We start from the raw sequence: 14054 nt of genomic DNA, 5'->3' as shown, positions 1-14054 counted from the left end.
AATCGCAATAAATCTATACTCGGCTTATGAAAATCTGCTTTTGGAGTCGCTGAGCAATAGATTAGGGAATAACTCCCTAAAATTCTGCGATAGGCTCCATAAACACATGTAATTAGTTATGATGAACGAAAGGCAGCCCCTGTTTCGCACACCGTAGGTTAAAATGGAAGTTAAAAGGACAACCATTACAGAGCTACATGCGAAAGGAGCTGTTACTATGAAGAATACCATAAAATACGTCGGTTTGGATGTGTCTAAAGAAAAAATTGCGGTGGCGATTGCAGATGAGGGTCGGGAACCCGCACGATATTATGGAGCCATCCCCCATACCCCAGATGCAGTGGCTCGAATGATTCGGAAACTCAAAGGTTCAGGGATTACACTGGAGGTCTGCTATGAAGCCGGGCCTACGGGGTACGACTTATACCGCTGGTTGACGAAGATGGGAATTTCCTGTGTGGTAATTGCACCTTCGCGTATGCCACAGCGTCCCGGAGATGCCATAAAAACCGACCGACGGGATGCAGAAAAACTGGCTCAGTTACACCGGGCTGGAGAATTGACTGCGATCTATGTGCCAACGCCAGAACTCGAAGCTTTACGAGATCTCATTCGTGCACGAGAAGATGCTAGGCAAGACCTACATCGGGCTCGGCAACGGCTCATTCATTTTCTATTGCGCCACCAAATTCACAAGCCAGAGGGTATGAAAAAACGCTGGACCAAAAGGTACCGGGAATGGCTCTCTATGCTGAAGTTTAATAATGTAGCTCAAGAACGGGTATTTACCGAATCCCTGCAACAGCTCCGGGAAGTGGAGGAGCGAATCAAGCGACTTGAAGCCGCAATGCGAGAAGAAGCACAGATCTGCCCTTACGCACCTGTCATTCAAGCGTTGCAAGGCCTGAGGGGAATCGCCCTGCTGACAGCTATGACTTTAGTTGTCGAGATTGGAAATTTCGAACGTTTTCGTTCACCGGCTCAGCTCATGAGTTACCTGGGACTCGTGCCACGGGAATATTCCTCGGGAGCAAGTACCAAAAGAGGGAGTCTTACAAAAGTCGGAAATTCCGGAGTGCGGCGCGCACTGGTGGAGTCCGCATGGAGTTACCGTCACCGCCCTGCCGTCAAGGGAGATTTAGCAGTGCGTCTTGAGGGCCAGAGTATTCATGTCCATGAAACGTCGTGGAAAGCCCAAGAACGGTTACACAGCAAGTATTTAAAATTAGTCAGACGCGGGAAACACCGAAATTTAACCATGGCAGCAGTGGGTCGTGAGTTAATTGGATTTATCTGGTCGATTGCGGTAGAGGCAGAACGAAAAATGGCGTAGGTGAAACGAAAAAAAATAAAAACATACCCAAAAGATTTGAATCCTTGGGGCATGGAGACAAAGAGAAAGGTTCGAGGAGAATCCGTGAATTCCCTGTGCACAGGATCCCTGATCTAACGTGCGAAATTAGTTTACGGAAGCTCCTTCGACGTAGGCATAATATGTGGTAACCAACCCACGGATAGCAGATTGCCAGCCGACGACTCGCATTTTGTCTCTGTGCCCAAGGGATTGAAAACCCTCTAGTTAAAGGGGAAAACAGGGGAATTGACTAATTCGTTCATAGCAGGGAAATACTCCCTAAAAATCATCCTTTATGGGCAAAAAACCGATATTCGCCCAATTATTAGGGAGGTTTTCCCTAAAATGATCAATTACAAGCCAAATCGACCTATTTTTAGGGAGAAATTCCCTAATTAAGTCTTTACCACTCTCGTAGCATAGGGAACACCAGAAGAATTTAGTTGGAACAAGACTGAACTAGTCTGAGCCAAATAAACAAATATTTGCTACGAAGAGACTGAAGCATACGACCCTACTTAGGTGCATACGACCATACTTAGGTGCATACAACCATACTTAAGAGCATACAACCATACTTAGGTGCATACGACCACGCTTAGGTGCATAAGACCATGCTTAGGTGCATACAACCATACTTAAGAGCATACAACCATACTTAGGTGCATACAACCCTACTTAGGTGCATACGACCATGCTTAGGTGCATACGACCCTACTTAGGTGCATACGACCCTACTTAGGCGCACACGACCATACTTAGGTGCATACGACCATGCTTAGGTGCATACGACCATGCTTAGGCGCATACAACCATACTTAAGAGCATACAACCATACTTAGGTGCATACAACCATACTTAGGTGCATACGACCCTACTTAGGTGCATACGATCCTACTTAGGTGCATACGATCCTACTTAGGTGCATACGACCCTACTTAGGTGCATACAACCATGCTTAGGTGCATACGACCATGCTTAGGTGCATACGACCATGTTTAGGTGCATACAACCATGCTTAGGTGCATACGACCATGCTTAGGTGCATACATCAAACTCAGGTTTTGTACATTTAGTAGTTTAGCAACAGAACATGGCGAATCCCCTACTTCTCTAGCTTCGCCCGCTCTTCCTGCTCATCAAAATAAAGGTTCAGTAGCTTCAGAAAAACGTTAGGGAACGCATAGTTAGCCATGTCTTCGCGGCTGATCCAGCGCACTGCTCCGCCGTCCTCTGGACTAGCGTTCCCGTCCTCAAATCTCTCGATAGGCATGCTGCTGTCGATCCCTGAGAACAAGTCCGCTTCCGCGTTGTACACCGCCCGTCCTTCTGCCGCTATCGGCAGCGGAAGGGCGTCCTCTACGCTGCAGCGGTACACCTGCAGCGTCCACACGATATGGCTGAAGATATGCTCAGCAGCCATCCAGTGCTTTTCAGGCCGGGCAGAGATCCCGGCCTCCCGCAGTGACCGGCGCAGCCGGTCCAGCGCCGCTGCTTCCGGCAGCCGCGCGCCTTTGGCGCCGCCTTCCACAGGCGGCGCCGGCCAGTGCGGCAGCTCCCACATGCGGGCTAACAGCCCGCTTTGTGGCCGCTGCCGGATGAGCACTTGGCCCGCGTGGGCACCGCGGCCCTCAATTAAGGCCGCCAGCCGCTCCTCAGGGCGCGGCGGCTTGGCCTTGGTCTTGACGGGCAGCGAGGTCACGCAGCCCGCCAGGCGCGCGGCGCAATGCTCCATCACCGGGCAGGTTAAACAGCGCGGTGACTTAGGAGTGCATACGAGCGCCCCGAGCTCCATCAGGGCCTGATTAAAAGATGCCGCTTCCCCCTCCGGGATCAGTTCAGCTGCCAAGTGCTCCATTTTTACGCGGGTGGGTCCCTTGGCGATATCATCCTCTATCAGGAAGTATCGGGACAACACCCGCATCACATTGCCATCGACCGCTGGCTCCGGCCGATTGAACGCAATGCTAAGGATAGCCCCTGCCGTATAAGGTCCCACTCCCTTTAAACTGAACACAGCCTCGCGATCATTCGGCACCTGCCCGCCATACAGCTCTTTGACCTGTTTGGCCGCATGCTGTATATTGCGAGCACGAGAATAATAACCTAAGCCTTCCCAGCACTTAAGCACGTCCTCTTCTGGTGCATCGGCGAGCGACTCCACGGTAGGAAACCTTTCGATAAACCGATTGAAATACGGGATTACCGTATCCACCCTTGTCTGCTGCAGCATTATTTCAGAAATCCAAATATAATAAGGATTGCGGTGCCGACGCCAAGGCAAATCCCGTTTCTGCCCTTGATACCACTCCAGCAAATGATAGCTGAAATATTGCTTAGTCTCCCGCAGCTCCTGTTCGTCTTGAACTTGTAGATCTTGTTGTGTCATTATAACGCTCCTTGCCTTTCTATAATCATGGTTCAATTTATGAACCTAGCCCTTCCACGACGGCAAAAGCCGAAGCCAAATCACGGCCATGTGTTATCGTAAGATGAATGGTGTACTTCTGTCTATCTGGAAGATTTAGTCTGCTCCAGGCTTCGCACGATAAAGTCACCTCTGGCTTTCCTTTTGCATCAGGCAATATCTCAATATCCTGAAACCCAACTACATTGCCGATGCCACAGCCTAAAGCCTTCACAACTGCTTCCTTGGCAGCAAAACGCCCGGCTACGAACTCAGCCAACCTCCCGCTTCGCTCTTCAGCAAGTTGATATTCTTGCTCTGTTAAGACCCGCTGGTTAAATTTCTTACCCAGTCCTCTATTTATTACCTCTGAGATTCGTTCAATTTCTAACACATCATGTCCGATTCCGTAAATCAACACTTCACGCTCCTTATGGACGTGTATCCCATTTTGCTTCAATAATGGTATGATCAATCATATGAAGTATTATTAAAAGTAATAGTCCTGCAAGATTCTTTCTGCTATCTTAAAAGAAAATGCGCTTTAAGTCTAATAAGACTATCCAGCGACTTCACGATAGACTAGCTGATTTACTTCATTTTTATATATGGAGAGGGGATTACCCTATGAATCATCGTAATTTTGAAATACCTGCCGGAGACGGAGCTGTTCTCCGCTGCTCGCACTTCCCTGCCCAAGGCAAAGCCAAGAGTGTTATTGTTATTGCCCATGGCTACAAAGGTTTTAAAGATTGGGGAATGTTTCCTTACATAGCCACAACTCTCAGCCAGGAGCATGAAGTGATCACTTTTAACTTCTCTCATGCTGGCATCGGAGAAGATCTGCTGCATTTCACTGAGCTTGAGAAGTTCGCCCGCAACACCTATCGCCGCAGCTTAAAGGACATGGAAATCCTGTTATCTTATCTTAGCCAACACCCGAAATTCGGCAGCCTGCCCTTATTCCTTCTCGGCCACAGTCTCGGAGGGGGAATTTGTTTGGTCTACACGCTTGATCATTCCAATGAGATCAGCGGAGTAATCTCCTGGAACGGGGTTACGAAACTCGATTTGCTGACGGAAGAACAAAAGCAGCAGATGAAGGAAACAGGAAGAACCTATGTCCTTAATGGACGTACTGGCCAACAAATGCCGCTGGATGCTGTAATTTTAGAAGATATGGAGAACAACAAAGAACGCTATAACATCCTTGAACGCATACAGAAAGCGTCCTTCCCAGTTGTTCTTATTCAAGGCAGTCAAGATGGAGTACATCTCCGCCAAGGGTCTGAGCATCTCCTCAAACTTCGGCCAGATATTAGCTGGGTGCAGGTTCCTGAGGGTAATCATACGTTCAACACTGTGCATCCTTTTGCTGGCACGACTCCGCAATTAGAGCTCGCGATTGCTGCGACAACTAATTTTATCGATCAGACACTTACGCTTACAGAATAATTATTCTTCTTTGTCTATCCAGCTATCCAACTCACAAAAACCGCCACGAGCTCTGCTGCTACGCAGACCCGTGGCGATTTCTAGTTCAACCTATTCTAAATGCCCGGAATAACATTACGCTTATGTGCCGTTCTCCGGTAATAATTCTCAAGCTTCTCAGCTACCTCAGGATTAACCTGTTTACCTTCCAGATAGTCACTGTTATCGTCATAAGTAATGCCCAGCTCGGTTTCATCCGTCTGACCCGGCCATAAGCCCGCCGTAGGTGCTTTTGTGACAATATCCGCAGGCACACCAATATGTGCAGCCAGCTGACGTACCTGACGTTTATTAAGTGTGGATAGTGGTGTAATATCTACAGCGCCATCGCCCCACTTCGTGTAGAAGCCGGTAATTGCTTCAGAAGCATGATCCGTTCCTACTACAATCAGATTGTTCTCAAAAGCGAGTGCATATTGCATAACCATACGTGTTCTGGCTTTAACATTTCCTTTGCCTTGATGCGTCATATGGCGGTGTTGGCCTATTGATTTCAGACCATGCTCAACTTCAAGGGCAATTTCATTTACAGCTTCCTCAATGTTGGTCTCCACAGTATGAGTCAGATTAAAAGCTTTGGCAACATCATAGCTGTGCTCGATATCTTCCTGAACCCCATAAGGCTGGAATACTCCAAGCGTCATATACTCTGTGCCTTTTTCTGCCGACAGCTCGTCCGTAGCCTGTTTACAAAGACCCGCGGCTACCGCACTGTCCACTCCACCACTAATGGCGATCAATAATCCTTTAGCCCCTGCGTTCAGCACGTACGACTTTAAGAAATCAACCCGTTTGCGTGCCTCAACCTCTACATCAATCGTTGGCTTCACGCCAAGATCCGCAATAATTTCCTTCTGTAAACTCACCAAACACACCTCGTTCCATCAGAAATGGTTCCATATCCATCAAAATATCCACTCAAACGAAGCTCATGCTTCTAAGCATATTCTATCCCATTATTGCTCTTATATTTTGAAAAATCCCGCATGCAGCCGATTTGCCGGCTGATGCGAGATTATATGGAATAACTGTTTTTACTGGCACAAACGATTGAAGACTTCTTTCAATTCAGCAGCAATTTCAGCAGCCGAACGATCTTCTACGCCATGACGTTCAATAAAGTGAACGAGTTCTCCATCCTTCATCAGTGCGATGGAAGGTGAGGATGGCGGATAAGGAGCAAAATATTCACGTGCTTTAGCAGTAGCTTCTTTCTCTTGACCTGCAAACACTGTGAACAAGTGATCCGGAGTGATTTCATTTTGCAAAGCCTGAGCTACACCTGGACGACATTGTCCAGCAGCACAACCACAGACCGAATTTACGACTACAAGCGATGTTCCTTTTGCGGTTGGAAGAGTAGCTTCCACCTCTTCTGGAGTCATAAGCTCCTGAAACCCGATACTTGTCAGGTCATCACGCATAGGCTGAATTGAATCTCTCATATATTGATTAAAAGACATGGACATTTCTCTGCACTCTCCTTCACTTTTCAACTGTTTGTCAGATAATATTACAGCAGTACTTACTAACTTTATTATACATTCATACTCTGTGAAAGCAAGAGATGCTGTAGAGGGTGATTCAATCTAAGAGCGAACCCCGCTGGGTTCCTCCTTATCCAATGGGAAGGAGATCGTAAATACCGTCCCCTCTCCTTCTACAGACTCTACATTTATTTTACCGTTGTGCCGCTCCACAATACTTAGGCACAAGGATAAGCCTAGACCTGTTCCCTGAATTTTCGTCGTAAAAAAGGGTAAAAACAACTTCTCGCGTTGACTTTCTGACATACCAACGCCGCTATCGGTGACAATCAACTCCACTTTATCATGAGTACTGCGTGTCTCCAGCGTCAGCACCCCCTTGGGTCCCATAGCCTCCATACCATTACGTCCTAAATTGAGAATAAGCTGCTTGATTTCCCGGACATTTAGTTCCAATTCATGCAGTGATGGGCTCAGCTTCAGTTCAACACTTTGACCGCGAAGATTAGCATCAGCCCACAGCAATGGACTAACTTCTTCTATAATATGGTGCAGCAGCACCTTCTCTTTATCAGAAACCCGGCTCTGTGCCAAGGATAAAAAATCATTAATAATACTATTAGCGCGGTCCAGCTCTTCCATCACAATCTGATAATAAGAATCCAATTCTTGAGCACTCTTTTCTCTCATCAGCTGCAAAAAACCCCGAACTACCGCCATAGGATTACGAATCTCATGGGTAATTCCAGCAGCCATCTGCCCGACCAAGCTCAAACGTTCCACATGATCCAGCTCTACACGTAGTTTTTCCTCATTGGTCATGTCCTGCACAATAATTACAGCACCACTTGTTACCCCTGAACTCTTATGCATTAACGGCGCTGAATAAATCTGATAGATGCGCGACTCATGAATCATTTTTTCACTTGAACGCCGATTAGAGCGGATATTATCACTTACCCGCATATATGCCTGTGTATCCACTGAGCTATGAAAAAACTTTTTTACCGGCTCGTCAATAATATCCTCTTTTCGCAAATTGGGATAATGAGCCCGCATCATTCCTAGCATACAATCATTAAGATCAGTTACAACTCCGTGTTCATCCAGAGACATAATACTCAGAGGAACTACATTGGTAATCTGCTGCAGCTTCTCGGACTCCCACTGGAAACTTTCACTGATATTCTCCATCTGTACTTTATCCTGCAATCTACTTCTAACCATCTCAACATAATATACAAAAATACCACCTAAAGCGATGGTGAAAAACAGATATACCGTAATCAGAAATGCTTGCACGGAATTAGATTCATATATATTTTTCCCGCCTATAATAGGGACTAACGCAATAAATAGCATGCTTGGACAAAGAATCATCCATAACATACCGATCTTCTCAACTACTGTACCTTTCTTAAAAGGTTTGGCCAGTCCAAACAGTAGCGGATATAATAAAATCCCTGAATTCAATATCACATTACTGATTCCTGTAGGCTCCGCGATGATTACATTGCAGATAAGCAAAAAAATGGACAGCAAAATGCCCGAACGGGTAGTTCCATATAAAATACCAATATACGCAGGGATTAATCCTAAATTTAAATAGGCTACACCAAACAAAGTTGTCGAAAGAAGAGAGCACAGGATAAGACTAAACGTACACGCCAAAATCAAAAAGGTCTGATCATTTGGAAGCTTCCCCTTTTTCCGTGTTACAAATCTACGGTCCACCCACCATTGAAAAAGAAAAAGAAAGGAGCATGCTGCCGATATTTGCAATAAGATATCCTTAACCGCACCAATAATTACAATCACACCCCAAAATGGACAAATTACCCTACATGCTTAGATTAAAGCACAGGATTACTCTCCTGACAACGATAATCACCTAATGATTGGACAAGACTGGTTACATGTGAATCAGAATGGTATGATTCCGTTAGGAATACCCGCGGAATAGGCTTCCGTGTCTTAACATGTAAAGGAGTAAAATTTCATGAGCAATTACGATGTGATCGTCATTGGGGGCGGCCCTTCGGGTCTAATGGCAAGCGTGGCCGCTGCAGAACACAGGGCATCCGTTCTGCTAATCGACAAGGGAGCAAAACTAGGCCGAAAGCTCGGAATATCTGGTGGCGGACGCTGCAATGTTACCAACGTCAAGGAAAGAGACGAGCTAATCGCCCATATTCCAGGAAACGGGCGTTTTTTGTATAGTGCCTTCGACCATTTTAATAATCAGGATATCATCGCCTTTTTTGAAGGTTTAGGCATTGCATTAAAAGAAGAAGATAACGGGCGGATGTTTCCCGTTTCCGATAAGGCCTCTAGTGTCGTCTCTGCCTTAATTAGCAAAGTACGGAGTCTAGGCGTACAGATTATGACCGACAGTCCCGTCTCAAGAATAATCTATAACGAAGGGGCTGTTAAGGGAGTCCAACTGAGCTCGGGCAAGACGATCGCCTGCACTGCTGTTATCATCGCTACCGGAGGCAAGTCCGTACCACAGACCGGCTCCACGGGAGATGGTTACCCTTGGGCAGAAGCCGCAGGGCACACGATCACCGAGCTGTTCCCGACAGAGGTGCCGATTCTTTCACGGGAAGAATGGATTAAGTCCGGCGAGCTGCAAGGTCTGTCGTTACGTGATGTGGTCCTTACTGTGTGGAATCCGAAAGGAAAGAAGGTCATCTCTCATCGAGGGGATATGATATTCACCCATTTTGGATTATCAGGACCCATTGCACTGCGGTGCAGCCAATTTCTGAGACAAGTCCAACGTAAATCCGGCACAGATACGGTGGAGATGTCCATCGATCTCTTCCCTGATCTGAACGCACAGGAAGTAGAATCTATGTTGCAGGATAAGCTGGATCAGGAACCAAAGAAAGCGATCCGCAATTCGCTGAAAGGGCTGTTGCCAGAGCGTCTCATCCCCCTCTTGCTGACTAAATCTGACTTAGATGGGGACACAACCGGTCATCACGTCTCCAAGAATGGATTGCTTCTATTGGCTGGGATTTTGAAACGCATGCCGGTTTATGTGCATGGCACCCGGTCCCTATCCGAGGCCTTTGTTACCGGCGGTGGGGTAAATCTGAAGGAGATCGATCCCAAAAGAATGGAATCGAAGCTTATGCCGGGGTTATTCTTCTGCGGCGAGGTACTCGATATCCATGGCTATACAGGAGGCTACAATATAACAGCGGCCTTCTCAACAGGATATACAGCAGGCAAACACGCCGCTGACATTCGACTGGGATAATCTCTAGTGCAACGTGAATATCCTCCAAGCAGCTTACTGCTTTGAAAATGGCGGACCGTGCGATTCTCTCATTAATTAGAGAATCGCTCCTCTGTTTTGGGTTCGTTAGCTATGTGGAGCGTCTGCCTAATCAGCTACTGCGGCTTCGGACCCAGATGACGTTATTTGCGTATTTTTCACCTTATTGGCAGGGTTTCGGACTCCAACGACGCTATTCCTTATAATGAGGCTCATATATGGTGTTTTTCATGGCAATAGCAACTATGGAGTCCGTTAGCATCCCAAAAGTGGAAAAATAGTATGTTTAGGGGCAGCTGTGTCCGATAGGCTAGCTAGGTACCTCATACGTACGTGCGTGCAATAGATCGAATCAAGACAAAAAAAGAAGAGTGCCCCAGCAGCCTTTTTACGGCTTATGGGGCACTCTTCCGTTCTATTTATATCTTTATTTCGCTAAGCGAAATGTTCCAAATATTCTAGAGCTAAACAGTGCAACGATATAACCTAGCGGGATGAACAGGATAATCCCAAACCATCCATATAAGGAAATACAGATCAGCGCAGAACAAATGATTGAAAAAGGAAACAGTAAGATAGGGACCGCACGCAGCCCCGCTTCGGCTTTTTGTTCTTTCGTAAACGGCAGAATTCCGATGTAATCATCTCCCACGAATAACGACCAGAACGACAACAGCCAATTGGTCATGAGGGAAACTAAAACTATAAAGCCCAGCCATTTGAACCCTGATGGAATGATAAATATCGCTAGAAGGGACACAGCAGTAAACGATAAGTAGAGCTTTAAATGGGCCGGATTCCGTACAAGTGCCTTAATCGCTGCCGCAGAGAAACGGCTCTCGGCAGTTTTTGATTTTAGCAAAGGCTGTGATTTCCGGAAAATCCACGGCTTATGGCGGGTCGGACGTGGCTTATCCAGTACGCCGCGGAGCAATAGGGCCGCTATTTTCATCCGCTGCTTATAATCTTCACGCACATCGTTCATGAATGTCCCACGCATCACTATACGCCGCTGAAGAGCGATTACCGCTACGACTGCAAAGAGTGCTGCAATCAGCAGCATAAAAACTGGACGGTTGTTCCAAAACGCAGCTGCACGGAAATAAATCCCACAGGGAACGGAGATGGCCAGAATCAGCCACAGCCAGCGCCGCCAGCCTTGCTTTTGTACTTTTACAATATGCCCAAGTAATTTAACGCACCAGCTACATGCCAGAGTCAGAGCGAACAGCGCCCATACCTCGGATGACAGCATTCCATATCCCCGAACCAGGAAAGGTAATAACAGCACAAAAGCTACACAGAACTTCAACGATGTTACGATCAGGCTGTACAGCAACCCGCGAAACATGATCGTATTTATCCATCGCTGCCGTTGTCTTAGAAATAATAGATCCCCTTCCTGCAATAATAGCACCAGTCCACCTCTACAGAGCAGGAGCACTAATAATGAAGGAATCAACATAAACGGCAAATCTGCACTCCAAGCTGGCAGTGCCTCATTCCAGAACCCGTAATATAACCGTCCTCCCAGAAATCCTCCGGGAATCAGTATATATAACAGCACAGTCCAATCGGCTGCCGTACGAATAATAGCAGATTGCTCACGCCAATGAGAAAATAATCGCCGCCAGAATAGCTTTTTGGAGGTAGGAAAAGCAAACCCTCGCTGCTTCTGCTTACTCATGTCAGTTCGTCGAAGCAATCAAACAACGACGCCTCCGGCAGCCCAGCATAATCACGTATATCTTCAAGCGTTCCTGCAGCGGCAACCCTGCCACCCGAGATCAGCACAAAATCATCGCAAATTTTCTCAGCAGTATCCAATACATGCGTAGACATTAATACACCAGCTCCGCGCTGCCGCTCCGCTTCCAGCAGTCGCAGGAAATCTTTAGTGGCCCGAGGATCCAAGCCGATAAAAGGCTCGTCCACAATATAAACATCCGGCTGTACCAAAAAGCCCAGCATCAGCATCATTTTCTGTTTCATACCCTTAGAGAAGCCAGCTGGAAGATCATCACGGACATGATTCATACCGAACTGCTTCAGTAATCTCTCCGCCGTTTCTTGAAACTGCTCATATTTTAGTCCATAAGCAGCAGCAGCCAAATCTAAGTGCTCCCATAAGGTCAGATCCTCATAAAACACCGGCTGCTCCGGTACATAAGCATAGGACTTATTAACTCCATTAAAGGAGACCTTAGCTTTGGTATTCTTAAGCAAACCGAGCAATGTTTTGATTGTAGTACTTTTTCCCGCACCATTTGGTCCGATCAGTCCGAGCAGCTGTCCACGCCGCACCTGAAATGAAATATCGAATATGCATGGGGCACCTGCTTCATAGCCTGCTTCATCGATCTCAACATCGAGTACAATCTCTTCGTCGCTCTCGGTATCCCCTGTTATTTCTACATTCTCCATATTCGCCAACTCCTAAATATTTCTTATAAATATTATAATCGAAATTCCAATCCAGAAAGATAGCTTCTCTAATCGTACTATATATACTTTCTCCAAGGAAGCATACTGATTTTTTCACAGCTAAGAGAACTACTCTTATATTTAAAAAGAAACCTCCCATTAAAGAGAGGTCTGTCCGAGAAGCTCTAGGTTATTTGTTGCTGAAATTCCTTCCTCACGTTTAATTGCCGCTTCATCTCTCCGCTCGATTTTACCACGCAGCATTAACAGCAACACTCCAAGCAGGGCTGTAAGCGTACCAGAGAGAATGAACGCCGGGACAGGTCCTGACGCTGTAACTAAAGCCCCACCGGCTACAGGTCCCAAGATAACAGCCGCACTTGTTAGACTGCCTATAGTTCCAAATACACGGCCCGTGTATTCCGCAGGGGTCCGCTGTTGCAGCATAGAATTGAAGGGAATAAACGCAAGGCCTGCTCCCACACCAGCAAACATAAAAGAACCAAACAAAGCGATGTTCATCCAGAGTCCAGCCTGACCGTGGGCAGTTACAATTCCTGCACTTGAGAAAACAACCCCCATAATTACAGCTCCCAATCCCATGAAGACGAGCGTATGTTTACCACTGCCTATACGGCTTACAAGCAGGGCTGACAGTAAGGTGCCAAGACCACTGGCTGCCACACACCAACCCAGCAGATCTCCGTTCACACCCGGAATTTCCCGGAATAACGTTACAATCTGCGAATCACCAATTTGCAGCATTAGCAGCACTAGCACCAGCATAGCAATCCCGCAAAGCACTACAGGCATTCCCACGATCACCTGCAGACCCGCCGACATTTCTTGGCGAAAAGACTTCCGAGCACCATTCTCCCCTGTGCTATCCTCTGCTGCATCTTTCTTCAGTGCAGCCGCACGCGGCAGTCCTATTAAGATGACCGCCGATAAAATGAAGGTAGCCGAGTCAATCACATAACAAGCGGCAATACCAAATGCGGCAACCAGCAGTCCACCTAGAGCAGGACCTACAATTTTGGTTATTTGTTCAATAGATGAGCTAAGCGCCATGGCTTTATCCATCTGGGCCGCAGGGACAAGCTCCTTGAGCTTTCCGCTTTTGGCTGGTGAAAAGAGTACATCCATGATCCCTTTAGCTACCAACAGGACATATACCTGCCAGAGAGAACCTGCAAATACCAAACAAACAACGATTCCGGCACGAGCTAGATCGGAACCAATCATCAGCGCCTTGCGGTTAAAACGATCACTTAAATAACCTGCAAACGGCCCTCCCAAGAGCAACGGCACAGCCATACATAAAGATATAGCCGTAATTTCCCACGGTGTAGCATTCCATTTAAAACCTACCATTGTCAGTAGCGCTAGTATATGCAACCAGTCTCCCACATTCGATACAAGCTGTGCGGCAATAAGTAGCATAAAGGGCTTATTCGCCGTCAGCTTTCCTTCTTTTGAATCATGAGCCAGCTGTTCCTCCATCTTACTTCACTCCCCGTTACTATTTCTCGATGAAGTAATAGTAAAATATTGGAGAACATCAATCATCCGTCTGGAGGCGTAAATAGCGCTTGAACCTAA

At 46.8% G+C, this 14054-nt stretch carries 11 protein-coding genes; 3 read left to right on the top strand and 8 right to left on the bottom strand.

Features of this window, described 5'->3' with window-relative positions:
• Window positions 1-217: 217 nt before the first annotated feature.
• Window positions 218-1333, top strand: a complete 1116-nt coding sequence (locus tag MHH86_RS02940) for an IS110 family transposase (RefSeq protein WP_036683961.1) — start codon at window positions 218-220, stop codon at window positions 1331-1333.
• Window positions 1334-2459: 1126 nt separating this feature from the next.
• Here the strand turns inward: MHH86_RS02940 and mutY are convergent.
• Window positions 2460-3743, bottom strand: coding sequence for an A/G-specific adenine glycosylase (gene mutY, locus MHH86_RS02935; RefSeq protein ID WP_076316500.1), 1284 nt, complete (start codon window positions 3741-3743; stop codon window positions 2460-2462).
• A 37-nt stretch (window positions 3744-3780) separates the two neighbouring features.
• Window positions 3781-4179, bottom strand: coding sequence for a holo-ACP synthase (acpS, locus tag MHH86_RS02930; RefSeq protein ID WP_076316501.1), 399 nt, complete (start codon window positions 4177-4179; stop codon window positions 3781-3783).
• Between the two features lie 209 nt (window positions 4180-4388).
• Here acpS and MHH86_RS02925 point away from each other — a divergent pair, with 209 nt between their 5' ends.
• Complete coding sequence (locus tag MHH86_RS02925; protein WP_076316502.1) at window positions 4389-5216, top strand: alpha/beta fold hydrolase; 828 nt, start codon at window positions 4389-4391, stop codon at window positions 5214-5216.
• Window positions 5217-5311: 95 nt separating this feature from the next.
• On the opposite strand, the gene nadE is transcribed toward MHH86_RS02925, so the two are convergent.
• The 3 genes from nadE to MHH86_RS02910 all read right to left on the bottom strand — a co-directional run bounded on the left by nadE (window position 5312) and on the right by MHH86_RS02910 (window position 8560).
• Window positions 5312-6121, bottom strand: coding sequence for an ammonia-dependent NAD(+) synthetase (nadE, locus tag MHH86_RS02920; protein WP_036676815.1), 810 nt, complete (start codon window positions 6119-6121; stop codon window positions 5312-5314).
• A 168-nt stretch (window positions 6122-6289) separates the two neighbouring features.
• A complete protein-coding gene (locus MHH86_RS02915; RefSeq protein ID WP_036676813.1) occupies window positions 6290-6724 on the bottom strand; it encodes a BrxA/BrxB family bacilliredoxin in 435 nt (144 codons plus the stop codon).
• A 120-nt stretch (window positions 6725-6844) separates the two neighbouring features.
• Entirely contained in the window at window positions 6845-8560 is a 1716-nt protein-coding gene (locus tag MHH86_RS02910) for an ATP-binding protein (RefSeq protein WP_081382619.1), read from the bottom strand.
• 181 nt (window positions 8561-8741) lie between these two features.
• Between MHH86_RS02910 and MHH86_RS02905 the strand changes: the two genes are divergently transcribed.
• Window positions 8742-10010, top strand: a complete 1269-nt coding sequence (locus MHH86_RS02905; protein ID WP_076142580.1) for an NAD(P)/FAD-dependent oxidoreductase — start codon at window positions 8742-8744, stop codon at window positions 10008-10010.
• Between the two features lie 445 nt (window positions 10011-10455).
• Here MHH86_RS02905 and MHH86_RS02900 read toward each other — a convergent pair whose 3' ends face one another.
• The 3 genes from MHH86_RS02900 to MHH86_RS02890 form a co-directional block, all read right to left on the bottom strand.
• The gene (locus tag MHH86_RS02900) at window positions 10456-11715 is read right to left on the bottom strand and encodes an ABC transporter permease (RefSeq protein ID WP_076101389.1); all 1260 of its coding nucleotides are present in this window, start codon (window positions 11713-11715) and stop codon (window positions 10456-10458) included.
• Window positions 11712-12452, bottom strand: coding sequence for an ABC transporter ATP-binding protein (locus MHH86_RS02895; protein ID WP_036676805.1), 741 nt, complete (start codon window positions 12450-12452; stop codon window positions 11712-11714). Before MHH86_RS02895 ends, MHH86_RS02900 begins: the two co-directional genes overlap by 4 nt.
• 159 nt (window positions 12453-12611) lie before the next feature.
• A complete protein-coding gene (locus MHH86_RS02890) occupies window positions 12612-13955 on the bottom strand; it encodes an MFS transporter (RefSeq protein WP_051490936.1) in 1344 nt (447 codons plus the stop codon).
• Between the last annotated feature and the right edge of the window lie 99 nt (window positions 13956-14054).

The organism is Paenibacillus sp. FSL F4-0097, from assembly GCF_038593125.1.
In the GTDB taxonomy this organism is placed as follows: domain Bacteria; phylum Bacillota; class Bacilli; order Paenibacillales; family Paenibacillaceae; genus Paenibacillus_AQ; species Paenibacillus_AQ odorifer.
The sequence above is the reverse complement of the archived record's forward strand: the minus strand, read 5'-3'. Positions and strand labels throughout refer to the sequence as shown.